The sequence below is a fragment of the Amycolatopsis sp. La24 genome (assembly GCF_029087445.1).
Lineage (GTDB): Bacteria > Actinomycetota > Actinomycetes > Mycobacteriales > Pseudonocardiaceae > Amycolatopsis > Amycolatopsis nivea.
The window spans coordinates 343,354-367,825 of sequence record NZ_JARACH010000001.1 but is presented as its reverse complement, the minus strand read 5'-3'; the positions used below and the strand labels follow the sequence as shown (position 1 = coordinate 367,825).

Sequence of the window (24,472 nt, the reverse complement as noted above, 5' to 3'; positions counted from 1 at the left end):
ACCCGGGCTCGTCAGGCGACGGTGACGTTCGGGTTGGCGCGGTAGGCGGCGGCCCACTGCTCCCGTTCGGCGTCGGTCATCTCGTTGAGCGTCACGTTCGGGCTCGCGAACCGGATGCCCTTGAGGTCGTCGAGGGTCCAGAGCTTCTTGGCGTCGTCGAGGTCCAGGTGCGGCTGCGGGATCAGCGTCTTCCCGTCGTCGCGGACGTAGCCGAGGTCGCGGACGATGTCGGCGAGATCGCGGTCGTGGTGCAGCGTTTCCCACTCGCGGTGCCCGGTCAGCCTGCCCATGTTCGGCGTCGGGCGGCCCTCGTACTCCGGCCGGAACGCGACCTTGTCGGTCCAGGCGCAGGTCTCCGAGCAGTAGGTGCGCCACTGGTCGTCGACCTTGTCCACCACCAGGTCCTCGCGGACCAGGCACGGGACCATGCAGGTCCAGCAGCGGTGCGGGTACTCGTAGCCGACGTCCTCGAACGCGATCGGCTTGTTCCGGCCCGGGTAGCGCAGCCGGTTGTAGGCCTCCCACCACTTGCCGAACTGGTCGTACCAGCCCGGGTACTTGTCCTCGAACCACTCGAAGTCGGCGTCGGTCATGCCGTCGATGCGCCAGTAGTTCACCGGCCAGCCGGTGGCGAAGAACTGCGCGACGCGGTGCACGTAGTGCTTGTTCGTGATCCGGTTCCACGCTTCCTCGACGAGGTCGTGCGGGATCACCAGGCCGTACTTTTCGAGCGGCAGCAGGTAGCTGCGGTAGTAGTCGTCGTAGATCCAGCGCCGCCACATCTCGGCGTAGGACTCGCGGTCCTTGCGGCGGTCCTTGGTGCCGTACTCGATGAAGGTGCCGATCGCGGCGTCGACCACGCAGTGGTTGTTCCACCACGCGTACCGCAGGTCCCGCTCGAGCAGCGGCCGGTTGCGCTCGTCGGCCAGCGCCATCAGCAGGATCGAGTAGCCGTTGCTGATGTGCCGCGACTCGTCGGACTGCACCGAGTGGAACACCGTCGGCAGCAGGTAGTCGCCGTTGGCCGCCGCCTCGTCCGGCATCGCGACGAACAGCGTGTTGGTGAACGCGGTTTCGGCGACCACGGTCAGGTAGATGTTCGCCGCGGTGATCGCGTCGCCGGTGATGAAGCCTTCGCCGAACTGGCGGCCGATGGTGCCCGCGTAGTTGTTCGCGAACGCCTTCTCGGTGATGTCGAACCCGGCCGGGTCGATGTAGTTGTTCATGTAGAGCTTTTTGAGGTTCATCTGGATCGTCGAGTGCCGTACCTCGTCGATCATCTGCACCGCGAGCCCGTTGTGGATCTCCGGGTTCGGCACCGCGTCGATCGCCATCGGCATCGCCCGGGCCGCGGAGATCTCCGGGAACGGGATGATGCTCAGGAACAGCTTCTGCCATTCCAGCCAGCGCTGCTGCACCTGCCGGAACATGTTCCCGCGGATGGCGCCGTCCATCGCGCCGAAGACGCGGTTGTCCTTTTCCTCCTCCATCGGGAAGTAAGACCGCATGATCTGCTTCAGCGGGTCCTTCTTCGGTGCCTTTTCGAACGTGTAGTCCGTCCCGAACCGGGTCGCCGGCGTGGCGAACGTCGGTTCCCACGACAACTCGGTGATCTTGCTGTGCGCCTTGGTAAGGCTCTGCCTGCTCACTGGGGCCTCCTGGAACCGGCGGGCGGTCCGCCGCTGTCCGTCTGACCGGCAGAGTCTGTGCTGGGAAACCCCGGTGTTCTATCTCAATCTGAGATCCGGACCCCGGACCCGAAAAACCCGCCCTCGCTCACCTTGCGAGGGCGGGTTCGGAAAAGCCCGGAATCAGCGGGCGACGGCCAATTTCGTGTTCACGATTCGCGGCGGCTGGCGCGATTTCCGACCATCGGTTGACGGGGCCTCGATTTGACGCCGACGAAGGTCATCACGAATTTCTCTTGCCTGCGAACGGCGACCGGGTTCAGCCCGCTTCGTCGACGATGCCGAATGCGCGGATTTTGCGGTAAATGGTCGCACGCGACATGCCGAGATCGCTGGCCGCGCGTTCTTTGCTGCCGCGGTTCGCGGCGAGGCTGCGGACGATCGCGTCGCGTTCGATGGTCTCCAGCTTGGTGAGCCGGCGCCGCGTGAACGTGCGGCATTCGGCGGGCAGATCGGCGACGTCGAGCACGCCGCCGTGCACGCGGTGCGCCGCGGCGGTGAGCACCCGGTCGAGCTGGCGCACGTTGCCGGGCCAGGGCAGTCGCATCAACTGCCGGACGCAGGCGTCCGATGCGGACAGCGACCGGCTGCCCGCCCGCACCGCCAGCAGATGCGGCACCAGCCGTTGCACGTCCTCGATGCGGTGGCGCAGCGGCGGGACCTCGATCTTCCGCGCGAAGAACGCCATCACCGCGCCCTGGATGCCGGGATCGGCCGGTTCGCTGCCGACGGTGGCCACCACCCAGGCAGGCGCGTGCTGTGCCGGGTCGTTCTGCCACGCGGTGAACAGTTCGGCCAGCGCGGGCAACGCGGTGTCGCCGAGTGCGTCCAGATGCTGCAAGACGACGACCGGCGGATCACTGCAGGCCGCTTCTTCGGCGAGCGCGGGCACCCACTCTTCGCTGGCGTCCACTGAAGTGCAGTCGACCATCACCTGCCTGCGTCCGTGGCGCAGCGCAACGGCGCGGGCGATGGCCGTCTTCCCCACCCCAGGTTCCCCGCTCAGCGCCAGCCACTGCCCGCCGCGCAGGCTCGCGTCCGCGGCCGCGCTCGCCTGCCGCCACGCCGGACTCGAGCCGGCGAGGCCGGGCAACTGCAGCTCGGAGCGCACAAAGGTGCGCCGCGAGGCAGTCTGATTCTTTACCCGGAAGATGCCGCCGGCAAGCGCGTCGCCGCTGAAGACGGGCCGGTACTCGAGACGCGCGCTGACGCCCGACGGCAGATCGGCCAGCACCGTCGCGGGTTTGGCCGAGCCGGCGAGATCCGTGGCGTGCGTGATCAGCGCTGAACGATCGGTGACGTCGTAGCGTTCCTCGGCGTGGCTGTTGACCATGACGACGTCGGGGTTCACCGCCAGAACCGCTCCCGATCCGCGTCGGCAGGCCGCCAGGTACTCCCGGAACAGAGCCAGTTCGCGCGTGCCGGTGCTGGCGAGCATCGCTTCTTCGATCCGCTTCGCGGTCGTGCGCGCCAGCGTCAGCAGGAGCGGGCCGGACGCTTCGGCCCACGACGTGAGGTCGAGAACCCCGGCCAGATGTCCGCGAACCGGATGCACGATCGGTGCCCCGGCGCACTCGAAGCCGGTCAGCTCGCCGTTGAAGTGCTCGAACCCGGACACCAGGACCGATTTCTGGCATTCGAGCGCGGTGCCGATGCCGTTGGTGCCGACCGACTCCTCGGCGTAGCTGTAGCCCGGGGCGAGCGAGATCTGGTCGAGCCCCGCGGTGAGCGCGCGATCGGTGCTGAGCCGGTCGACGACCAGGCCGTTCGCGTCGGTCAGCAGGATCGCGGTCGGATGGCCGGCGAGTTCTTCGGACAGATTCGCCAGCACCGGTGCCGCACTGTGCGCGAGCAGGCTCTCCTCGTCGCGATCGGACACGTAAAGCGGCTCCGGCCGCTCGAAGTCGACCCGGTTCTCGAGCGCACGCCGCCACGACGCGGTGATCACGTCGCGCACCCCCGACACCTCGGGCGACCCGCGGGAGAGGAACAGTTCCCGCAGGTCGCGCATGGTCTCGTTGCCTCCAGCCGCCACCACCGTCTCCTTTGACGTCCAGTGCCCCGGGCCCCTGCCAGCTCCCGGGGGAACCATCGTGCACTCGTGGCGCGCGTCACTTTGTCTCATAGTGAGACAAGGCGGTACTCGGTCACAAGGCAACCGGCCGGAGGCCGTCGCGGATCATCCCGGTGAAGCGGGGCAACTGCCCGGCACCGCAGTCTCATTCCAGCCGAGGCGCACCCCTGCGAGCCCTCCGATGCCGGATGGGAGGTGGCCGTGCCCGCCGCCCGCTGGACCCGAATCCCGGCGCGTCAGGACGTGGCACACCACGCCTCGGCAGCGGCTGGCAGGACGACGTGTTCGCCTGCCTCGACGGCAGCCCGCCGCATCCTGCGGGATTTCGGACGTGGTCACCGATCTGGTGCAGGCGGCCGGCTCGCCCCCGATCACCCTTCGCGGGCTCCGGCACGGAGCGGCGAGGCTCTTGCTCGCCGCCGAGGTGGACCTGAAGGTGACCCGGGACATCCTCCGCCACTCGTCGATCAAAGTCAGTTCTGCACCTCCGCCCGGCAGCCCACGCTGCGGGCATTGCCCAGCTTCAAGCGCCCTGATCCGGACGGCGTTGTGCGGATTTCCGTCCTCCCGCACGGCCGATGTGGTTCCCTTGCACGTTCCGCGCCGAAGCAGCGAAGGTCGCGTCAAGCGTGCGCGCGCTCCCGTACCAGCCGTCGGCGCCGGTGCGCGGCCATCCGGACCGGAGCGTCCGCCCAGCCGTATCCGTCGTACTCCCCCAGCCTTTGGACCAGGGCGAGGAATACCCGGCCGCCGAGGACCTCCGTGCACACCTGCAGGTACGTCCCGTCCGGGCTTTCCTCGTGCAGCACTCCGAGTTCGCGGTACTCGGCGATCCGCTCGGCGGGCAGTGCCAGCCGAGCCTCCAGATCGGCGTAGTAGTTGTCCGGAATCGCCAGCAGCGGTGCGCCTGCGGCACGCGCGGCGCGGGCGGCGTCGAGGACATCGTCCACCGCCAAGGCCACGTACTGCGGTTCGGACACCCCCGGCGCCCACTCGCCGCGCCGCAGCAGCGACACGGTCAGCGCGAGCCGGACGCGGCGTCCGGGGTCGGCGACGGCACGGCTGCGCACGAGGCCGAACGGCGCGGCGAATTCGCCGCGCGCCGCCGGTTCCAGGCCGAGCACGCTGCGGTAGAACAACACCGCCTCGTCGAAGTGGTCGAACGGCTGCGCCAGTCCGATGTGGTCGATCGCGGTGACGCCGATGCCCTGCGCCGTCTCGCCGGTCGGGACGAAGTCGCCGGTCCAGTCCTCTTCGGATCCGGTGCGGCAGAAGAACACCGCGGTCCCGTCCGGTGCGGTCACCGCGGCCAGGTCCGCTTCCGCCGGGCCCCGTTCCCTCGGCAGCCGCGCGGCGTCGAGCCAGGTCGCGCGGCGCGCGGCTGCGGACGGATCGGCGGATTCGACGGCCAACGCGCCGACTGCGGCCGGGGAACCGGACCGGTTCACGAGAATCCGGGCACCGCCCTGTTCCCATCGCTCGACCGGCTTCGTCCGATGCTGTCCGGTGCGTGCGAAGCCGAGCGCGGCCAGGACCGGACTGAGGGTGTCGTCGGCGGACAGTTCGACGAACGCGTGCCCGCGCACCGCCGGGGCCGGCGGGCCCGCGGCCGCCGACACTGTCGCTTCGGCCAGCGCGAGCAGCGAACGGTGCGCGTCCACGGCCGCCCGTGCCGGATCCGCCTGCCGGAACACGTCGTTGAACACTTCCAGCGACAGCGGGCCCGAGTACCCGGCGGCCAGCACCGGGGCCAGGAAACCGGGCAGGTCGAACGCGCCCTGTCCCGGGAACAGCCGGTGATGGCGGCTCCATTGCAGGACATCCATCGACAGGTGCGGCGCGTCGGCGAGCTGGAGGAAGAACAGCTTCTCGCCGGGAATCCCGGCGATGCCGGCGGGATCCGAACCGCGCGACAGGACGTGGAAACTGTCCAGGCACAGCCCCAGCGCGGGGTGGTCCGCGCGCCGGACGGCTTCCCACGAGCGGTCGTAGGTGTTCACGTGCCTGCCCCAGGCCAGCGCCTCGTACGCGATGCGCAGCCCGCGTTCGCCGGCGCGCTCGGCCAGCGCGCGCAACTGCTCGGCCAGCAGATCGAGGTCCTCGACCGCGTCGTCGGCGACCGACGAGCACACCAGCACGGTGTCCGCGCCCAGCTCCTCCATCACGTCGAACTTGCGCTCCGCCCGCCGCAGGCTCGCCGCGAACCGGTCCGGCGCGGTCGAGTCCAAGTCGCGGAACGGCTGGTACAGGTCGACCGACAAGCCGAGGTCGGCGCAGCGCAGCCGCACTTGCGCCGGCGGAAGCGGAGACGCCACGAGATCGGGCTCGAAGATCTCGACCCCGTCGAACCCGGCGGCCGCCGCGGCGGCGAGTTTGTCTTCCAGTGCACCGGAAAGGCACACCGTGGCGATACCGGTCCGGAACTCACGCGACACGGCCGGCACCTCCTTCGCCGCCGACCAGTTCGGCGAGATGCCGCAGCATCCGCACCGGGTCGGGTTCGCGTCCGCTGAACAACCGCAGCGCTTCCGCCGCCTGGTGCACCGCCATCCGTCCGCCGTCGAGCGTGCGGCAGCCGCGTGCGCGTGCCGCCCGCAGCAGCGCCGTTTCCAGCGGCCGGTAGACGATCTCGGCCACCCACAACTCGGGGCGCAGCACCGAGACCGGCACCGGCAGGCCCGGATGCTCGGCCATGCCGACCGGGGTCGCGTGCACCAGGCCGTCGGCGGCGACCAGCATCCGCTCCAGCGCACTGGCCGGCGCGCCGATCGCCTTGCCGGAGCCGAACCGCGCCGCGAGATCGTCCGCGAGGCGCGCGGCCCGGCCGGCGTCGACGTCGAGCACCGCGAGCGAACCGGCGCCGAGGCTCAGCAGCGCGTGCGCCGCGGCCGCCCCCGCCCCGCCGGCGCCGAGCAGCACGACCTGATCCAGCGGTGCGCCGGGCAGCCCGGCCAGGAAACCGTCGCGGAACCCGGACCAGTCGGTGTTGTGCCCGATCGCCCGGCCGCCGGAGAAGACCACGGTGTTCACCGCGCCGATCGCGGCCGCGTCGGGGGAAAGCTCGTCGAGATGCCGGAGGACGGCCTGCTTGGCGGGATGGGTGACGTTGACCCCCGCCCGGCCCTCCGCCGCGGCCCGGGCGAGCAGGTCGCCGACCGCCGCCGGCTCGCCTCCGAGTCCGTCGAGGTCGAACCGGGCGTAGGAGCACTCGAGCCCGAGTTCGCGGGCCTCGCGTTCGTGCAGCGCGGGCGAAAGGGACGGGCCGATCCCCGCCCCGATGAGGCCGGTCAGCAGCCGGCCGGGGCCGGGCGCCGGGCGCGTGGTGCGGTCCTGCGGCATGAACTCTCTCGCCTCCCATGTATGTACTAGTTAGTTACTTGTACCGTGTCGGAGCGCGGAAGGGAAGCCGTCCGGCGGATATCCTCGGCGGCGTGAGCACAGCAGCCCAGGACGGCCCGGTCCCCGCCCAGCCGGACGGGCCCGCGGAACGGCAGCGCGACGCCGAACGCACCCGCGCGGAGATCCTCGACATCGCCACCGGGGAGTTCGCCGACCGCGGATACGACGGCGCGCGCGTCGACGAGATCGCCGCCCGCACCCGCACCACCAAGCGGATGATCTACTACTACTTCGGCAGCAAAGAAGGCCTCTACGTAGCCGTCCTCGAGCACGCCTACCAGGGCATCCGGGCACTGGAGCAGCAGCTGGACGTCGACCATCTCGACCCGGCCCGCGCCATGCGCGCGCTCGCCGAGCTGACCTTCGACCACCACGAATCGCATCCCGCGTTCATCCGGCTCGTCGGCATCGAGAACATCCACCACGCCGAGCACCTGCGGACCTCGCCCATCCTGCCCGGGCTCGCCGCGCCCGCCGTCGACGTGCTCGGCGGCATCCTCGACCGCGGCCGCGCGGCCGGGCTGTTCCGCGACGACGTCGACGCGCTCGACGTGCACATGATGATCAGCGCGTTCTGCGTGTTCCGGACCGCCAACCAGCACACCTTCCAGGCCATCTTCGACCGGGACCTGCTGGATCCGGCCCGCCGCGAGCACTACCGGCGGATGCTCGGCGACCTGGTCCTGGAGTACCTCACCGCGCACGTCGGCCGGGCCTGAGCCGCGCCGGATCCGCAGCCGGGTCTTGACACCGCGGGGTTCACTAACTCACCATCCGGTACATAACCAGTCGGTACATTCCGAGTGGACGAACCCCCGGCCGCCGCGCGGCCGCCAAGGAGGCAGACGTGGACGACGCCGTCCTGCGCCCGGATCCGGCCACGCCGGACACGCCCAGCCGCACCCCGCGCAAAGCCGCCGTGTCCTCCTGGATCGGCAGCGCCCTCGAGTACTACGACTTCTTCATCTACGGCACCGCCGCGGCGCTGATCTTCCCGAAGGTGTTCTTCCCGCACGGCAACGCCGCCGCCGCGACCGTCGCCTCGCTCGCCACCTTCGGCGTCGCCTACGTCGCCCGCCCGGTCGGCTCGTTCCTCTTCGGGCACCTCGGCGACACGATCGGCCGGAAGCGGGTGTTGCTGCTGACCCTGTCCGGGATGGGCGCGGCGACCTTCCTCATCGGCGTCCTGCCCGGATACTCCTCGATCGGATTCGCCGCACCGGTCCTCTTGCTCGTGTTGCGGCTGGTGCAGGGTCTCGTGGTCGCCGGCGAACAGTCGAGCGCCGGTTCGACCACCCTCGAGCACGCCCCGCCCGGCAAACGCGCCTACTTCACCAGCTTCACCCTCGCCGGAACGCAGTTCGGGCTGATCCTCGCCACCGCGGTGTTCCTGCCGATCTCGGCGCTGCCGAGCGAGGAACTGCTCACCTGGGGCTGGCGGATCCCGTTCCTGCTCAGCGCAGCGGTGACCGTGGCGGGCTGGTGGATCCGGCGGTCCCTGCACGAAAGCCCGGAGTTCGAGACCGCGCAGCAGCATCGCGCCGCGGCCAAGGCCCCGCTCGCCGTGCTGCTGCGCCACCACACCCCCGACGTGCTCAAAATCGTGTTCAGCGCGCTGGTGTCGGTGTCCAGCACGATCGTCACCATCTACTCGCTGACCTACGGCGCCTCCACCATCGGCATGTCCCGCACCGCGCTGCTGTGGATGATCATGACCGGGAACATCGTCGCGCTCGTGGCGATCCCGCTGTTCGGCAAAGCGGGCGACCGGTTCGGCCGCAAACCCGTGTTCCTCTTCGGCTCCCTCGGAGTGGCCGTGCTGATCTGGCCGTTCATCTGGGCGGTCAGCCAGGACAACCTGCCTCTCGTCTTCGTCGTCGGAATCCTGTTGTCGGGCATCGTGTACAGCGCCTACGGCGGTGTCGGATACGCGCTGTGGACCGAACAGTTCGGCACCCGCGTCCGCATGTCCGGAGTCGCCGTCGGAACGCAATTCGGCTTCGCGCTCGGCGGTTTCGCGCCCTCGGTCGCCGCCGCCCTCGCGGGCCCCGGCCTCGCGAACTGGATGCCCGTCGCCGCACTGACCACCGCTGCCTGCGTCGTCTCCGCACTCGCCGTGCTGACCATGCGCGAGACCTACCGCACGCCGCTGTCCGAACTGGGCCGCCCGGCCGTCCGCCCCGCCGGCGACGAACGCCCCGTCACCGCCTGACCCCCGCGGGCGGGCGGCCGAACCGCCGCCCGCCCAGGAGCCCCCGTTGCGACACCACCGCCTGCTGATCCTCAACGGCCCCAACCTGAACCTCCTCGGCACCCGCGAACCCGGCCTCTACGGCGAGCACACGCTGGCCGACGCCGAACAACTCGCCGCCGGCCGCGCCAGGGACCTCGGCTACGAAACCGCCTTCCGGCAAAGCAACTGGGAAGGCGCGCTGATCGACCGCCTCCACGAAGCCCGCGGCAACACCGACGGCGTCGTCATCAACCCAGGCGCGCTCACCCACACCTCCGTCGCCCTCCGCGACGCACTCCTCGCGTCCGAACTCCTCGTTGCCGAAGTGCACCTCACCAACATCCACCGGCGCGAGCCGTTTCGGCACCACTCCTACGTTTCCGGAATCGCCGAAGCCGTGTTCGCCGGTGCCGGGATCCACGGCTACGCATACGGAGTCGAGGCCTTGCACCGGGCCCTCGAACGCCGCGACGCGAGGCAGTAGACCGCCGCCGCCGCTGTCTTGTCTGCGACTGCCAAGCCGCAATTGGGCCGTCGCCCAGCGCGCGAAGTCCCCCTCGAACCGGGGAATCCCGGCGACGACCGTGCCTGTGCGTCCGGCGCGCTCGGAAACCGGTGGCCGCGGGTTCGCGTTCAGCCGGCCTGGGCGGGCGAGGCACGGTCCGAAACCGAAGCACAGGTGCGCGACGAGGACAGAGCAGCGAGCTCGACGACGCGGACGTCGAAGCCTGTTCGCCGGGATGAGCGGCGGGCCTCGCGGATATTCAGTGGCCGCCCGCCGGCCCCAACGCCGATACTCCCGACATGCGCATCACCTTCCACCACGCCTCGCGCGGGGAGTCAGTGGCACGGGTCCGCCGCGGCGACGGCGTGACGCTCGTCCTCCCGTCGTATTCGCGGAAATGGCGGGTGCCGCACGACCTCGCGCACGCGGCTGCGGAAAGGGAACTGCGCCTGGGCGGAGGGGTGTTCGGCTGCATCGCGGCCGGCGCGGTGTTCGACAACATGCGGGTGACCGAAGGCAAGCCCCGCCACGACGCGAAGGCACGCAGCGCCAAGATCCTGAGGTCCGCGAAACGGTCGATCGGGATCGCCGAAGTGATGGCCGGGGTCATCCACGAAGCCGTCGAGCAGCGGCTTCCGATTCCATTCGAGCAGGCGCGCGAGGGCTGGGGCGCGCTGGCTCAGGACCCGTTCCCGTGGACCGACGCCGACATCACCCGCGCCACCGACACCCTGCGCGAACTCGACAGGCAATGGCAGGCAAGCCCGAACCCGCTGGAATTCGCCTGGCCGGACTCCCTGCGCGCAGACCGCTGACCGGCGCCTGCCCCGCCCGGAGCCCGGCTGGCGGAGCCGTCGTGGCGAAAACCTCGCTCAACCGGCCGGCTGACGGTTCTCGGGTCCGCTCCCCCTGTCCATCCATTGTGGAATGGCTCGGCACGGCCCGGTCGACTTCGGCGGCATCGCCTGCGACGCGGTCAACCGGTCTCGAAAGCGCAGCGTTTCACCACCGCGCACACCGCGTACGGCGACCAGAACCCCGACCGCAGCCCGGGACACCGCCCGGCCTTCCCGGCGCCGACGCCGCGCGACGTGCTGAACACCGACCCGTGCTGCCAGCGCGGGGTCGACGGACTCAGCCAGTCCGGCGACACCCTCGGCTGGGCGAACGTGCTCACCTCGTTCGGGCTTCCCGGCGACCAGGCCGCCCACGAGCTGTTCCACGCGCCCGAAGCCGCCGGGAAGTACTGGCGACCCCTGGACCCGGATGCGGCCGGTCGCCTTCAGCACGCGAACCGTGGTTCGACCGCACTCAAGTGGCGCCGGCCCTGCCTCGTGCGCAGGCACGCGGAAAGCACGCGGCAGAGGAACGCCTGCCGGACCGAGGCTGCTCTCGCGGCGTTCCGCAGTGGTAGCGGAATGTCGCGCTGGGGGCGATCGTCTGGCTCTTCGGGGTTCCGGTGCGCCTGCAAGCGGTGCAGTCTCGGGTCGCTGCTGCGGAGCGCAGGACCGCCGACCAGAGGGTCGCGAACGCGACGCTGCGGAGCGCAACTCGTTCGGACGCCTCAGCAAGCGCGAACACGCCGGAGACACGGCGGTACACGGCTCGGGAACCTGCCGAAGCGGCGGCGTCCCTCGCCGAGACCCGGCGGGCGGGCCCGCGCGGCGCCGACCGCGCGGGCCCGGCCGGTCAGTGTGCCGCCGTGACGAATTTGTCGGTGTAGGTGCTGCCGAGGTCGATCTTCTTGCCCTTCACGTCCGGATTGAACGCCTGCAGCACCGCCAGGTCGGTCGCCGGACCGTCGGGCGGCATGATCCCGGTGGGGTTGTAGATGCCCTTCTCGTTGTCGAATGCCTTGGCGTAGGCCGCTTTCCCGGCGCCGGCGTAGTAGTCGGCGGGCATCACGTCGGCGACCTGCGCGCCGTTGTGGCCCTGGATCCACTTCAGGGTCTCGACGTAGGCGTTGACGAGTTTCTGCACCACTTCCGCGTGGCTGTTGACGTAGCTCGTGGTCATGTACAGCGACGTCGCCGGGTATTGGCCGCCCAGTTGCTGTTTCGTGCTCGCCGCGGTGCGCATGTCCAGCAGGATGTAGGCCGCGCCCTGGGCCAGTGCGGTGGACACGGTCGGCTCGGTGGTCATCGCGCAGTCGACGTTGCCGTGCTGCAGCGCCCCGATCAAAGTGGCCCCGGCCTGCACCCCGACCCGGTGGATCTTGGCGGGGTCGACCCCGTTCTTCTGCGCGAGGTACTGGGTCAGGAAGTCGGTCGACGACCCGAGGTCGGTGACCCCGAGATTGCGCCCGGCCCAGTCCGCCGGCGAATGGATCCGATCGCGCACCTGCGGACGGCACAGCTCGACCTCGCCCGGGGTGCTGAGCATCGACACCACGGACTCCATGGACTGCCCGAGGCCCTGCATCGCGATCGTGTGGTCGTAGAACCCGCCGACGCCGTCGACCTTGCCCGCGACCATGTTCGTCGTCGCGTCGACCCCGGCTCCTTCGTCCTGCAAGGTCACGTTGAGGCCCTGCTTCTGGTAGTAGCCGAGCCGCTGGGCGAGCATGAACGGCAGGTAGATCTGCTTGTTCAGGCCGCCGACCATGATGCTCACCGGGGTTCCGGTCCCGCCGGTGGAGCTGGTGCCTGCGTTCTGGCTCGCGGTCGAGGCGCAGCCGGCCAGCGCGAGCAGCGCCGCCGCCAGGGCGGCCGCCAATTTCTTCGCGGACACAGGGATCTCCTTTGTTCGTAAGGTAAACACGGGGACGGTCACAGCTCCGGGCCGGTCAGCTGCGCGGGGCGCCACCGCAGCAGGCGGCGCTCGAGCCGGGTGATCAGCCACTCGGCGATCAGGGCGACGACGCCCATGATCACCATCGACGCCCAGACGCCGCTGGCGTCGAAGGTGCCCTGCGCGTTCTTGATGAGGACGCCGAGACCGGCGTAGCCGCCGAGGAATTCCCCGACGATCGCGCCGATCAGCGCGAACCCGAAACTCACGTGCAGGCTGGCGATGATCCAGGTGAACGCCGAGGGCAGCACGACCTGACGGGTCACCTGCCAGCGCGAGGCGCCGAGGATGCTGGCGTTCGCGATGAAAGTGCGGTCGACCTCCCGGGTGCCCTGGAAGGCGTTGAAGAAGACGCCGAAGAACACCAGCACGATCACCAGCAGGATCTTCGATTCCAGTCCGAGCCCGAACGCGAGCACGAACACCGAGCCGAGGACGATCCGCGGGATGGCGTTGAGCACCTTGATGAACGGGCCGAACACGTCGGACAGGAACCGGATCCGGCCCAGCGCGATGCCGCACACGATGCCTGCCGCGGTGCCGATGGCGAAGCCGATCAGCGCCTCTTCGAGCGTGGTCCAGATCTGGCTGCCGAGCGAGCCGATCGCGGTGCCCTCGGCGACCCACGACCGCAGCCGGTCCCAGATCCCCGAAGGCAGCCCGTAGAGCACGATCGCGTGCTGGTCGCCCTGCACGAGGACCTGCCAGCCGCCCAGCACCGCCACCAGCACCGCCGCCTGCGTCGCGTGGACCAGGACGCCGCGGCCGCGGCCGCGCGACCTGCGCGCGGCGGCGTCGGCCGCCGGCGCCGGGTCCGGCGGTGATTCCACCTCGGCGGTCACGGCTTCTCCCTCCCGCCGGCCAGGGTCGTCTGTGCGTAAGCCCGGTCGACCTCGGAGCGCAGCGCGTCCCAGATGCGCTGATAGAGGTCCACGAACCGGGCGTCGAACCGGATCTCCTGGACGACGCGAGGGCGGGGCAGGTCGATCGCGAACGCGGCCTTGACCGTCGCCGCCGGGCCCGCGGTCAGCACGACCACCTTGTCCGCGAGGGCGATCGCTTCCTCCAGGTCGTGGGTCACGAACACCACGGCCGGGCGGGTGAGCTCCCACAGCGCGAGGAGCTCGTCGGACATCTTCGCCCGCGTCTGCACGTCCAGTGCGCTGAACGGCTCGTCCATGAGGAGGATCCGCGGTTCGTTGATGAGGTTCTGCGCCAGCGCGACGCGTTTGCGCATCCCGCCGGAGAGCTGGTGCGGGTACCGGTCCTCGAACCCGCTCAGCCCGACCCGGCGGATCCAGTCCCGCGCGTCGGCGATCGCCGTCCGTTTGGGCGTGCCGCGAAACCGCGGGCCGGCGGACACGTTGTCCAGCACGGTCTTCCACGGAAGAATGGCGTCGGTCTGGAACATGAAGCCGACGCCGGGCGTGATCCCGGAAACTTCCTCCCCGTGCACCCGGACCGCGCCGGACGACGGCTGCTCCAGCCCGGCGACCAGCGTCAAGGTGGTGGATTTGCCGCAGCCGGTTGGCCCGACCACGGCGCAGAATTCGCCCGGCGCCACCTCGAGGTCCAGATCGCGCAAGGCGGTGTAGGGCCGCGGTCCTTCCGTGGCGAACCGTTTCGTCACGTCCTGCAGGGCGATGGCCGGCGGTCCCGGTCTGGGTGCGTGCACGGTGGCTTCCTCTCGGTCGGCTGCCCGTTTCCGTCGGAGGAGGCTAGAAAGCCGAGGAGGCGCGGCGGAATGTTCCGTGCGATACCAGCGAATGGTGCGCTTTCCGCGGTTTTTGCTCGTAAAGTTCACAGTGGACCGGACTATCCGGGCGTTCCGCCCGCCGCTTCTTGGCATCCGCGCCGTCTCGTGGTGTCATGCGACACGCCCCTGTGACGAGCGGCAGAGCGGAGCGGTCATGTGGCGGTCACGTCCCCTCGCCTCGCAGATCCTGGTCGCCGTGCTGGGCATCCTGCTCGCCACCGTCGCGGCCGGCGCCCTGCTCTACGTCAAGCTGACCGGGCAGACGCTGGACACGCAGTACGGCCAGCGCGCACTCGGCATCGCGAACACCACCGCGCAAATGCCGGCCATCCGCGACGCGCTGGTGCGCCGCGACCCCGGGCACACCGTCCAAGCGGCGGCGGAGCTGATCCGCCGGGCAAGCGGAGCGGCGTACGTCGTGGTCACCGACCGGTCCGGGCTCCGCTACTCCCATCCCAACCCCGCGCTCATCGGCCGGCGCCTCGAGGAACGGGTCGTCGCCCTCGACGGACGAGACCACCTCGGCATCGACAACGGGAGCCTCGGCCGGTCGGCGAACGGCCGCGCCCCGATCCGCGGTCCGGACGGCGCCGTCGTCGGCCAGGTGTCCGTCGGCATCCTGGAGGAACAAGTCACCAGCGAACTGGCGGCCGACATTCCGTGGGTCCTGCTCTACTCCGGGCTGGCGCTCGCCATCGGTGTCGCCGCCTCCTGGCTGCTCGCCCGCCGGATCAAGCGCGCCACCTTCGGGCTGGAAGTCTCCGAGATCGCGTCCCTGCTGCAGGAACGCGAAGCGATGCTGCACGGCATCCGCGAGGGCATGGTCGGCCTAGACCGGCACGGCCGCGTCGAGGTGATCAACGACGAAGCCCGCCGGCTGCTCGCGATCCCTTCCGCGGCCCGCGGCCGCGACCTCGGCGAGCTCGTCCCGCCCGGCCGCCTCCGCGACCTGCTCGCCGCGCCGGCCGCGGACGACGAGGTCGTGCTCACCGGCGAATTCCTGCTGGTGGTCAACAAAATGCCGGTCGTCCTTTCCGGACGGGACGCGGGCTCCGTGATCACGCTGCGGGATCGCACCGAACTGGAGGGCCTCGTGCGCGAACTGCAGGCCGTCACCGGACTGACGACCGCGCTGCGCGCGCAGGAGCACGAATTCGCCAACCGGCTGCACGTGCTCTCCGGGCTCCTCGGGCTCGGGGAGATCGACGAGGCGGGCCGCTACCTGACCGAGATCGCCCACGGACCGGCCGCGCACGCGACCGATCTGCGGGCCCGCTTCTCCCCTCCCGAACTGGCCGCGCTCCTCTCCGCCAAGGTGGCCATCGCCGCCGAGCGCGACGTGCGGCTCGAGGTGGACCCCGGCTCCCGGCTCGACCTCGGCACGACCGACCCCGGGCCGCTGGTGACCGTCCTGGGCAACCTCATCGACAATGCCGTCGACGCCGTGGCCGGACGCCCGGGCGAGCGCAGAGTCGACGTGCTCGTCGACCGGCTCGGCGCCGCTGTGCGCGTGGTGGTCGCCGACACCGGCCCCGGAATCCCCGACGAAGCGCTGCCGGAGATCTTCGCCGACGGCTACACCACCAAATCCCCACGCCCCGGCATGCGCCGGGGTCTCGGCCTCGCCCTCGTCTGCCGCCTGGCGCGCAGGTCCGGCGGGTCGGTCACCGTCCACAGCGGACCCGGAGCACGATTCGACGTCCTCTTGCCCGACATCCCGGCGAGCGTCCGGCCGGAACCGGTGGAGTGCGCATGACGATCCGGACTCTCGTGATCGACGACGACTACCGCGTCGCCGCCATCCACGCGGCCAGCGTGGACCGCGTACCGGGATTCAGCTGCGTCGGCAAGGCCCACACCGCCCGTGAGGCACGCGCGTGCGTCGCGAACGTCCAGCCGGACCTGCTGCTGCTCGACGTCTACCTGCCTGACGACGACGGGCTCGCCCTGCTGCGCGACCTGCACGCGACACCCGCCCCGCCGGGCTGCATCGTGATCACCGCGTCCCGAGACCTCGACACCGTCCGCGCCGCGACGCACCTCGGCGCCGCCTACTATCTGGTGAAACCCTTCGGTTTCGCACAACTGCGCGAACAACTCGAAGCGTACCGGCAGTGGCGCGACCGGGCGTCCGGCACCGGCGAGGTCGATCAGGCCACAGTGGACTCCCTCTATTCCATCCTCCGCGGATCCGCCGCGACCCCGAACTCCGCCGCCCTTCCCCCGACCATGCGCAACGTCCTGCACACCATCCAGGACGCCGGCCGGCCGCTGGCCGCCGGCGCGCTCGCCGCCGCCCTCGGCATCAGCCGCCCCACCGCGCAGCGCCACCTCAGCGAACTGCACCGCCGGGGGTTCCTGAATCTCGAACTCGAATACGGCAGTGCCGGGAGACCGGCGCACCGCTACACCGTCCCGGGGCGCCCCTGATCACGTTTCAGGAACCTCCGCCGACGCGGCCGGACACGTTCAGGGTGTCGGCCACGGCAGCGATGCACCGCCGCGGGACGGTCCCATGCCGGCCCGCCCGTCGCCTCCGCGCCCCTGACGGCACATGGGCAACTGGCCCCGCCCGCGTGCTCCCGGTTCCCTTTCCCCGTCGCGAACGGTCCGCACTTGCGTTCCGGCTGCTTCGCGCGGGACAGACTGCGGGCCGGTCACGGGTTTCCGGCCGTCAGGCGGGCACGCTGGTCGGGGGGCGAAACACCGCGTCGCACTGGCGGACAGGAAGCACGATCAGCGACGCGACGCCGGGCGCGGCTCCGGCGGCCCGAATGTCCTCATCGGACAGTCGAGCACGGACGACAGCGGACGCGGGAAGCCAGCCTCCGCCGCCGAAGTCGAGCACCTCGTCGACGGGTGTGCCGAGAGGGTTTCGCACACCGCCGGCCGCCACTGCGTCGCGGCCTGGCCGGAACGGTCACCGACTCCCCCGACGCGGGATCCGCCGCCTGTTTTCCAGCCTTTCCAGCGCCCGCACCGCACGAGGCCCGCCGGAGAAGGCGACCAGCCGGCGAACAGAGGAGCGCCTCGGGTACGCGCACGACAAGAACTCCGCGACGGTGCACCTGTGGCTCGGACCGAGGCGTCGGCACAGTCCACCACCCGATCGACCACAAACCGGGCTCGTTGACACAGCTTTGGTGCCGAGCCAGGAGGCCTTGCCCCGATCCCTACGGCGACGCCGGGAGCTTGACGGAATCCCTGCGCCGGTTCCCTTGCCCGCGAGGGACGCTGCGGTTTGTGTCCGCACCAGCACGCCGCTCGGTCCGGGATTCGAGAGGGCGGACGGCGGCCGCCTGGTCGGTCAAGTCGGGTGAAGCGCCGCGAACTCCGCTCGGGACGTCGCTCAAGGCTGTGCACTCCGCGGTGCCGCAGCGTCGTCGTCAAGGAGTCCGGGGACAGGATCCGGCAGGCACGCTTCTCAGGTGCGAAGGGCTGCCCGTCGGCAACCTCGTCCACCGTTCGCGATCATCGGCGGAGCCGGGCCGCTATCCATCAGCCGACGGAGGGAGAGCCGAGGCTTGGCGGGCGACCGCGAGCCGGCCGAGCTGATGGCGAGAGCGCAATTCCTTCTTGTCGATCTTTCCCACGCTGGTCAGCGGGAGTGCGTCGAGAAAGGCCCAGTACTCCGGGATCCACCAGCGCGCGACCTTGCCGGCCAACCAGGTCCGCAACGACTCGATGTCGGGACGGGCCCCCTCATGCGGCACGACGACCGCGCACGGCCGTTCGTCCCACCGCTGGTCCGGAATCCCGATCACGGTCACCGCGGCGATCTCCGGGTGGCCGAGCAGCACGCCTTCCAGCTCGACCGAGGAAATCCACTCGCCGCCCGATTTGATGACGTCTTTCGCCCGGTCGGTCAGCCGCAGGTAGCCCTGCGGGTCCAGCGTGCCCAGATCGCCGGTGCGCAGCCATCCTTCGTGGAACTTGTCCGGTCCCTCGTCGCCGAGGTAGCTGCCGGAGATCCAAGGCCCGCGGAGCAAGATCTCGCCGACCGTATGGCCGTCAGCCGGCAGGTCCTCCAGAGTGTCCGGTTCGACGAGCCGGACATCGACGCCTGCCGCAACCCGGCCTTGGGACAGGCGTGCGGAGAGTTCTTCGTGCGGTGCCGCACCCCGCGGGGGCACGGCGACGCTCACCAACGGAGAGGTTTCGGTCATGCCGTAGCCCTGCACGATGCGCGCGCCGGCCTCGCGGTCGAACGATTCGAGCAGCGACGGGGTGACCGCCGCTCCCCCGACGACCACGATGCGCAGCGACGAGAGGTCACGACCGGGCTCTCGTCGCACCAGCTGAAGCACGTCGTTCCACACCGTCGGCACGCCGTTGGCGAAGGTGATCCGCTCCTGCTCGACGGCGCTCGCGATCGTGTCGGGCTTGAGGAAGCGGTCGAGCAGCACCATGTCGGCGCCGTGCCACCAGGCCGTGAACGGGTAGCCCCAAGCGTTGGCGTGGAACATCGGGACGCAGATCAGCATCCGGTCTTCGAACCCGATCCGCAGTGCGTTCTGCGTGCACGAGGAAAGCGAGTGGATCAGGATCGAACGATGGCTGTAGGCAACGCCTTTGGGGTTGCCGGTGGTACCGGTCGTGTAGCAGATGGTCGCGGCGTCCCGCTCGTCGACGTCTGCCCACGCGTAGGTATCCGGGCGGTCCGCGACGAGATCGTCGTAGGCGACCACTCGGCGGCCGGATCCTTCGAAGAGCACATGGTCGACGGTGCCGTTGACGACGACTGTGTGCACGGTCGGCAGGTCCGGCAGCAGCGGCGCGAACTGGGCCGCCAGCGATTCGTCCACGATCATGACCTGGTCCTTGGCGCCGTTGATCGTGTAGGTCAGCTGGTCGGCGAACAAGCGGATGTTCGCGGTGTGCAGGACCGCGCCCATCGCCGGCACCGCCAGGTAGGCCTCGAGATGCTCCTGGTTGTTCCACTGATAGGTGCCGACCCGTTGGTCGCCAGTGATCCCCAGCGAAGCAAGGCCGTGGGCCAGCCGGGCGGCGCGGGCCGCGACGTCGGCGAACGTGCTGCGGCGGGGTTCGCCGGAGCCCGACCAGGTGATCACCTGGCGATCGCTATGCCAGCGCCGGCCGTGGCGAAGCAGGCTCGCCACCGTCAGCGGGGCATCCATCATCGTGCTCTTCATCGTCTCGTCCCCGCGGCTTCCTGAGCGATCCCCGCCGCCACCAGTTCTTCGATTTCCCGGGGACTGCGGCCCAGTTCCGCCAGCACCGAGCGGGTGTGGGCCCCGAACATCGGCATCGGGGCCAGCGGCTGTGCCGCGAGATCAGGCGCGAGCACCGGGTAGCGTTCGACCAAGACCTCGTCATCCGTGCCAGCCACGTGCGTGCTCGTGTACCAGTTCCGGCTCCGGCGCCCGGGGTCTTGCGGCAGTTCGGCGATGCGCAGCATCCGGGCGGCAGGCACTCCTGCCGCCTGCATTTCGAGAGCCACGGCATCCGGGTCACGGTCACGGACGTACGCCGCGACAGCGGCAGCTTCCTCTCCTGGACGGGTTCCGAGCACCTGGCGCAGCGCCGCCAGCTGCTCGGGCGTCCGCGGGTCGACGATGCACCACTGGTCCTCCCCCGCGGCGCGGAAAACCACCTCGGGGAGCAGGCGGCCGGAGAGGTCGCCTGGCGGCAGCACCGATCCCGGTTCCGCGGACTCCGCGGCCAGGTGCCGGTCCAGCTGGACCAGCCCCACGTCGGACTGCGCGACGGTGACGTGCGCGCCGCGGCCCGTGCGCCGCGCGTCCAGCAAGCACGCGAGCGCGGCGAACGCGCACACCCGTCCGACAAGGTGATCGGGGTAGAGCGTGATCCCGTCGGAGAAGTACCCGTCTTCCAGCCCTTCCCGCCAGAGCCAGGTCAAGCCGGACGCCGCTCGCACCAGCGCGCCGTAACCCATCGCGGTGCGCCACGGCCCGGTGGTGCCGAAGGCACTGCTCTCCACGCACACCAGCCGCGGGTTGACGGCGGCCAGATCCGCGTACGAGATCCCGAGCCGTTCGACAGTGCCGGGTTTGAAGTTGGACGTCACCAGGTCCGCGCGCCGGGCCAGGTCGTGGAAGACGCGGCGACCTTCGTCGGTCCGCAGATCGAGCCCGACCGACTCCTTGCCTCGATGTCCGCGCGCCTGCGCCGGCGTGCTCCAGTCGAACGATCGGCGCATCCCGTCGGGGAAATTCTTGTTCTCCACCCGGATGACCCGGGCGCCGAACTGGGCGAAGAGCTGCCCGGCGCTCGCCCCGGCGACGATGACGCCCAGGTCCAGCACGGTCAAGCCGCTCAACGGGTACGGGCCGGCGGGGCCGGGGACGAGAACCGGGCGGGACCGGGGCTGCGCCGTCGCGGGCGCCGGATCCGGCGGGACGGACCGCCGGCCGTCGACGTGCACCATGCCCTCCGCGGTGCGGACCGGTTTGCCGTCCAGTTGCCCGACTTCGGCGATCACGCCGGTGACGCGATAATGCTCCTCCCGGAGCACTTCGCCGACCGAGAGCACCCGTGCCGCGGGAATCCGCCGTTCCTGGCATTCGCGCACGACCTCGTCGGACGCCATCGGCGCGACGAACTCCCCGATCGTCTTGGCGATGAGGTCGGCCTTGGCGTACCGGCCGGGGTTCGTGAGCAGGTCGTCGCCCAGCAACGGCTCGGGATCGCCCAGCCACGACCGCATCGCCAGCCATTGGCCCTTGGCCAGCACGCAGATGCGGACGTAACCGTCCCGGACGCGGTAAATCGGATAGACGCTCGCGGTGTCCGGGCGGCCGTACGCCTCGAGGATGTCCGGCGTTCCGGACCCGGTCATCCCGTATGCCGGGTCGAAAGCGGACGCTCCCGCCTCGAAGACCGAGCAGTCCAGCAGCGCGCCGCGCCGTTCGGCGCCGGCTGTCGATCGGCAGACCGCGGCGAGCAGCGCCAGGGCGATCTCCTGGGCGGCGCTGCGCCGGAACAAGCCGCCTGCCGCGACCAGCGGCGCACGACCCGGCGCACCGGAGCGGGACAGCGGCTGGTCGCCTAGTGCCCGGTACGCGCCGGTCACCTCCGACGCCAGTTCCGGAGGCAGCCCGGCGGAGCGCACCAGCTCTCGCAGCCGCTCGCAGGCGGCCGCCAGCTCCTGTGCGTCGTCCACCGCGATCAGCGCCTTGGCGTGCAGGCCGGCGATCTCGGCACGGACCCCGGCGGCCTCCAGCGCGGACCAGTACGCGTCGCGAGTGACGACGAATCCGTCCGGCACCGGGTAGCCCGCGGAGATCAGCTCGCCGAGGTTCGCCCCCTTGCCGCCCGCCGTCTCGGCATCAACGAGCCGGATCTCGGCCAGTTTGCGCACGTGTGTCATGACGATCCTCCTCGGGTACCGCGGGTCAGGCGGCGGAACAGCTCGTCCGCGCCCCAGACCAGCACCGGCATCGGCGCCAGCACCGCGTACACCCACGCGGGCAGCGCCGCGGTGCCGAAGACGCCCTGGAGCCAGGGCAGGTAGATGAGCGCGGCGGCGAAGGCCAGTTCGAAGGCGATGCCGCCGAGCAGAAGCTTGTTGGTGCCCAGACCGATCGCCCGCAGCGACACCCGTTCGGTGCGGGCGGCGAACGCGGTGCCGATCTGGCAGAACACGATCGCGGCGAAGCTGGCCGTAGTGGCTTGGAGATAGGCGTGGTGCAGCGGCGCGCCGTCCGACACGTCCGCGCCGGGGTGCCAGCCCGCGGCGTACAGCACCGCGAAGAAGGCGCCGAGCACGAGCGCCGCCGACAGCACGCCCATGATTCCCCACGCTCGCAGGAGCATCCGGCCGGTCACCACGCCTTCGCGGCGGGAGCGCGGCCGGCGGGCCATCAGCCCGGGCTCGGCGGGCTCCCGGCCGAGCGCGAGCGCGGGCAGCGTTTCGGTGCCGAGGTCGATCGCGAGGATCTGCAATACCGTGAGCGGCAACGGGATCGCGCCGCCGGAGATCGCGAACAGCAGGAACGGCAGCACCTCCGGCACCGCGTGCGCGAAGATGTACAGCACGAATTTGCGGACGTTGTCGAACACCCGGCGGCCCTCGCGGACCCCGGCCACGATGGTCGCGAAGTTGTCGTCGGTCAGCACGACGGTCGCGGCTTCTTTGGCCACGTCGGTGCCGCTGACGCCCATCGCGACACCGATGTCGGCCCGCCGCAGCGCGGGCGCGTCGTTCACCCCGTCGCCGGTCATCGCGACGACCTCGCCGCAGTCGCGCAACGCGTCGGCGATGCGCAGTTTGTCCTCCGGTGCGGCACGCGAGAACACCACCTCGTCCCCGCCGACCAGCACTGTGTCGAGGTCCGGCTCCGGCATGCGCGCGAGCGCGGTGCCGTCCACGACCCGGTCCGCGCCGATGCCGACCCGGCGGGCGATCTCGGCCGCGGTCAGCCCGTTGTCCCCGGTCACGACGTGCACGGTGATCCCGGCGGAATGGCAGTCCGCGACCGCCGCGGCGACCTCCGGGCGAGGCGGGTCGACCAGGCCGACGAAGCCGAGCAGGCACAACCCGTTCTCCGCTTCCACGCGGCTGCCCGGGATCGCCGGCGTCTCCCGCCGGGCGACGGTCAGCACCCGCAGCGCGCGCCCGGCCATGCTGTCGACGAGCGCCGCCAGCTGCGCGCGCCGGGTCGCGGTCAGCTCCGTTCCGTCGAACTCCGCGGTGCACAACGGGAGCACCTGTTCGGGCGCGCCCTTCACCGCCACCACGAGGCCGCCGTCCACGAAGTCCACTGTGGACATCCGCTTGAGCCGGGGATCGAACGGGTACAACGTTTTCCGTGCGGCTTCACGGGCGTTCGCGGTCACATTCGCGCCATGATCCGCGGCGAACCGAAGCAGCGCGAGTTCGGTCGGATCGCCGGATTCCCCGTCGAGGTCCGCGGTGCTGCACCGCGCGAGGACCTCGGCGGTCTCGCGCGGCTGCGCCGAATCCGCGCCGTCCGGGCCGCGCAGTTCCTCGACCCGCATCGAGTTCTGGGTCAGCGTGCCGGTTTTGTCCGTGCAGATCACGGTGGTCGAGCCCAGCGTCTCCACCGCCGACAGCCGTTTCACGAGCGCGCCCGCCTTCGCCATCGACCGCACCCCGGCCGCCAGCGCGAGCGTGATCGTCGGCAGCAGGCCTTCGGGCACGTTGGCCACCAGCAGGCCGATCGCGAACACGAAGGCGGCCGACCATGAAAGCCCCGCCGCGACTCCGAGCGGAAGGAACCCGACCCCGACGACCACCGCGACCCCGGCGATCAGCCACGCGACCCGCCGCACCTGCCGCTCGAGCGGGCTCTCCTCGCGGCCGATCCGGGCCGAGAGCGACGCGATCCGGCCGATCTCGGTGCGCCGTCCGGTCGCGTGCACCACGGCCCGCGCGGAACCCGCGACACAGACCGTGCCGCTGAAGACCAGCACCGGGGAATCCAGCGGACGATCGGCGTCGTCCACGGCGTCGGCGGTCCGGGTCACCGGAGCCGACTCGCCGGTGAGCATCGACGCGTCGACGTCCACCGTGCCTTCGATCAGCCGCGCGTCCGCCGGAACCCGGTCGCCTTCGGCGAGCAGGACGACGTCGCCGCGAACCAGCTGGGTTGATTCGAGATGCACGACGACGCCGTCGCGCAGCACCGCGCTGCGCTCGGGCAGGTACTTGCCCAGTGCTTCGACCGCCCGCTCCGCCTGCTGCTCCTGGAAGAACGCGAGCAGCCCGTTCAGGATGATCACCCCGACGATCGCGTACGCCAGGTTGGTCGTCCCGGCGAACCACGCCAGCGCGGCCGCGACCCACAGCAGCAGGGCGAGCGGGTGTACCAGCTGGCGCAGCAGGGCGAGCGGCCACTGCCTGCCGCCCTTGTGCGGCAGCTCGTTCGGGCCGTAGACCTGCAGTCGCCGGGCCGCTTCCCGGCCGCTCAAGCCGCCCGGCGCGGAACGGAGGTCCCGCAGCAGGAGGCCGATCGGCTCCCGTGCGTCGACCTCGGGCTCCGCTGTCGCGGGCGGCGGGCGCAGATGCGTGGTCATGGAATTC

The 24,472-nt window shown here is 70.7% G+C and carries 18 protein-coding genes; 6 read left to right on the top strand and 12 right to left on the bottom strand.

Annotated elements, in window-relative coordinates; genetic code table 11:
- Positions 1 to 11 precede the first annotated feature (11 nt).
- The 4 genes from PUT80_RS01865 to PUT80_RS01850 form a co-directional block, all read right to left on the bottom strand.
- A complete protein-coding gene (locus PUT80_RS01865; protein WP_037806035.1) occupies positions 12 to 1,649 on the bottom strand; it encodes a methane monooxygenase in 1,638 nt (545 codons plus the stop codon).
- 298 nt (positions 1,650 to 1,947) lie between these two features.
- The gene (locus tag PUT80_RS01860) at positions 1,948 to 3,723 is read right to left on the bottom strand and encodes a helix-turn-helix domain-containing protein (RefSeq protein ID WP_238606338.1); all 1,776 of its coding nucleotides are present in this window, start codon (positions 3,721 to 3,723) and stop codon (positions 1,948 to 1,950) included.
- A 662-nt stretch (positions 3,724 to 4,385) separates the two neighbouring features.
- The gene (locus PUT80_RS01855) at positions 4,386 to 6,197 is read right to left on the bottom strand and encodes a sugar phosphate isomerase/epimerase and 4-hydroxyphenylpyruvate domain-containing protein (protein ID WP_275290864.1); all 1,812 of its coding nucleotides are present in this window, start codon (positions 6,195 to 6,197) and stop codon (positions 4,386 to 4,388) included.
- The gene (locus PUT80_RS01850; protein ID WP_275290863.1) at positions 6,187 to 7,101 is read right to left on the bottom strand and encodes a shikimate dehydrogenase; all 915 of its coding nucleotides are present in this window, start codon (positions 7,099 to 7,101) and stop codon (positions 6,187 to 6,189) included. The genes PUT80_RS01855 and PUT80_RS01850 overlap by 11 nt, the downstream gene beginning before the upstream one ends.
- 92 nt (positions 7,102 to 7,193) lie before the next feature.
- On the opposite strand from PUT80_RS01850, the gene PUT80_RS01845 reads away from it, so the two are divergent.
- The 4 genes from PUT80_RS01845 (at position 7,194) to PUT80_RS01830 (ending at position 10,714) form a co-directional block, all read left to right on the top strand.
- The gene (locus tag PUT80_RS01845) at positions 7,194 to 7,880 is read left to right on the top strand and encodes a TetR/AcrR family transcriptional regulator (protein ID WP_275290862.1); all 687 of its coding nucleotides are present in this window, start codon (positions 7,194 to 7,196) and stop codon (positions 7,878 to 7,880) included.
- Positions 7,881 to 8,008: 128 nt separating this feature from the next.
- The gene (locus tag PUT80_RS01840) at positions 8,009 to 9,373 is read left to right on the top strand and encodes an MFS transporter (protein ID WP_275290861.1); all 1,365 of its coding nucleotides are present in this window, start codon (positions 8,009 to 8,011) and stop codon (positions 9,371 to 9,373) included.
- Between the two features lie 46 nt (positions 9,374 to 9,419).
- Positions 9,420 to 9,878, top strand: a complete 459-nt coding sequence (locus tag PUT80_RS01835; protein ID WP_275290860.1) for a type II 3-dehydroquinate dehydratase — start codon at positions 9,420 to 9,422, stop codon at positions 9,876 to 9,878.
- A 320-nt stretch (positions 9,879 to 10,198) separates the two neighbouring features.
- Positions 10,199 to 10,714: a hypothetical protein gene (locus PUT80_RS01830; RefSeq protein ID WP_275290859.1), complete on the top strand. Its 516-nt coding sequence runs from the start codon at positions 10,199 to 10,201 to the stop codon at positions 10,712 to 10,714.
- A gap of 161 nt (positions 10,715 to 10,875) precedes the next feature.
- Here PUT80_RS01830 and PUT80_RS01825 read toward each other — a convergent pair whose 3' ends face one another.
- The 4 genes from PUT80_RS01825 to PUT80_RS01810 all read right to left on the bottom strand — a co-directional run bounded on the left by PUT80_RS01825 (position 10,876) and on the right by PUT80_RS01810 (position 14,334).
- Positions 10,876 to 11,076, bottom strand: a complete 201-nt coding sequence (locus tag PUT80_RS01825; RefSeq protein WP_275290858.1) for a hypothetical protein — start codon at positions 11,074 to 11,076, stop codon at positions 10,876 to 10,878.
- A gap of 512 nt (positions 11,077 to 11,588) precedes the next feature.
- Complete coding sequence (locus PUT80_RS01820) at positions 11,589 to 12,629, bottom strand: ABC transporter substrate-binding protein (RefSeq protein ID WP_275290857.1); 1,041 nt, start codon at positions 12,627 to 12,629, stop codon at positions 11,589 to 11,591.
- 38 nt (positions 12,630 to 12,667) lie between these two features.
- Positions 12,668 to 13,531 (bottom strand): ABC transporter permease, encoded by an 864-nt coding sequence (locus tag PUT80_RS01815; protein WP_275290856.1) that lies wholly within the window; start codon positions 13,529 to 13,531, stop codon positions 12,668 to 12,670.
- On the bottom strand, positions 13,528 to 14,334 hold the full coding sequence (locus tag PUT80_RS01810; RefSeq protein WP_275291093.1) for an ABC transporter ATP-binding protein: 807 nt from the start codon (positions 14,332 to 14,334) through the stop codon (positions 13,528 to 13,530). The genes PUT80_RS01815 and PUT80_RS01810 overlap by 4 nt, the downstream gene beginning before the upstream one ends.
- Before the next feature lie 265 nt (positions 14,335 to 14,599).
- On the opposite strand from PUT80_RS01810, the gene PUT80_RS01805 reads away from it, so the two are divergent.
- Together PUT80_RS01805 and PUT80_RS01800 are read left to right on the top strand one after the other, a co-directional pair.
- Entirely contained in the window at positions 14,600 to 16,201 is a 1,602-nt protein-coding gene (locus tag PUT80_RS01805; protein ID WP_275290855.1) for a sensor histidine kinase, read from the top strand.
- Complete coding sequence (locus PUT80_RS01800; RefSeq protein WP_275290854.1) at positions 16,198 to 16,875, top strand: response regulator; 678 nt, start codon at positions 16,198 to 16,200, stop codon at positions 16,873 to 16,875. The genes PUT80_RS01805 and PUT80_RS01800 overlap by 4 nt, the downstream gene beginning before the upstream one ends.
- A gap of 244 nt (positions 16,876 to 17,119) precedes the next feature.
- Here the strand turns inward: PUT80_RS01800 and PUT80_RS01795 are convergent, their stop codons facing one another.
- The 4 genes from PUT80_RS01795 to PUT80_RS01780 all read right to left on the bottom strand — a co-directional run bounded on the left by PUT80_RS01795 (position 17,120) and on the right by PUT80_RS01780 (position 24,465).
- Positions 17,120 to 17,326, bottom strand: a complete 207-nt coding sequence (locus PUT80_RS01795) for a hypothetical protein (RefSeq protein WP_275290853.1) — start codon at positions 17,324 to 17,326, stop codon at positions 17,120 to 17,122.
- 610 nt (positions 17,327 to 17,936) lie between these two features.
- Positions 17,937 to 19,598: a long-chain fatty acid--CoA ligase gene (locus PUT80_RS01790; RefSeq protein WP_275290852.1), complete on the bottom strand. Its 1,662-nt coding sequence runs from the start codon at positions 19,596 to 19,598 to the stop codon at positions 17,937 to 17,939.
- A complete protein-coding gene (locus tag PUT80_RS01785) occupies positions 19,595 to 21,796 on the bottom strand; it encodes a CoA transferase (RefSeq protein ID WP_275290851.1) in 2,202 nt (733 codons plus the stop codon). Before PUT80_RS01785 ends, PUT80_RS01790 begins: the two co-directional genes overlap by 4 nt.
- Positions 21,793 to 24,465, bottom strand: coding sequence for a cation-transporting P-type ATPase (locus PUT80_RS01780; protein WP_275290850.1), 2,673 nt, complete (start codon positions 24,463 to 24,465; stop codon positions 21,793 to 21,795). Before PUT80_RS01780 ends, PUT80_RS01785 begins: the two co-directional genes overlap by 4 nt.
- Positions 24,466 to 24,472 lie beyond the last annotated feature (7 nt).

Excerpts from the sequence above, each read along its gene's own strand:
- PUT80_RS01850 (WP_275290863.1), bottom strand. The coding sequence starts at position 7,101 with ATGCCGCAGGACCGCACCACGCGCCCGGCGCCCGGCCCCGGCCGGCTG.
- PUT80_RS01830 (WP_275290859.1), top strand. The coding sequence starts at position 10,199 with ATGCGCATCACCTTCCACCACGCCTCGCGCGGGGAGTCAGTGGCACGG.
- PUT80_RS01805 (WP_275290855.1), top strand. The coding sequence starts at position 14,600 with ATGTGGCGGTCACGTCCCCTCGCCTCGCAGATCCTGGTCGCCGTGCTG.
- PUT80_RS01800 (WP_275290854.1), top strand. The coding sequence starts at position 16,198 with ATGACGATCCGGACTCTCGTGATCGACGACGACTACCGCGTCGCCGCC.
- PUT80_RS01790 (WP_275290852.1), bottom strand. The coding sequence starts at position 19,598 with ATGAAGAGCACGATGATGGATGCCCCGCTGACGGTGGCGAGCCTGCTT.
- PUT80_RS01785 (WP_275290851.1), bottom strand. The coding sequence starts at position 21,796 with ATGACACACGTGCGCAAACTGGCCGAGATCCGGCTCGTTGATGCCGAG.
- PUT80_RS01780 (WP_275290850.1), bottom strand. The coding sequence starts at position 24,465 with ATGACCACGCATCTGCGCCCGCCGCCCGCGACAGCGGAGCCCGAGGTC.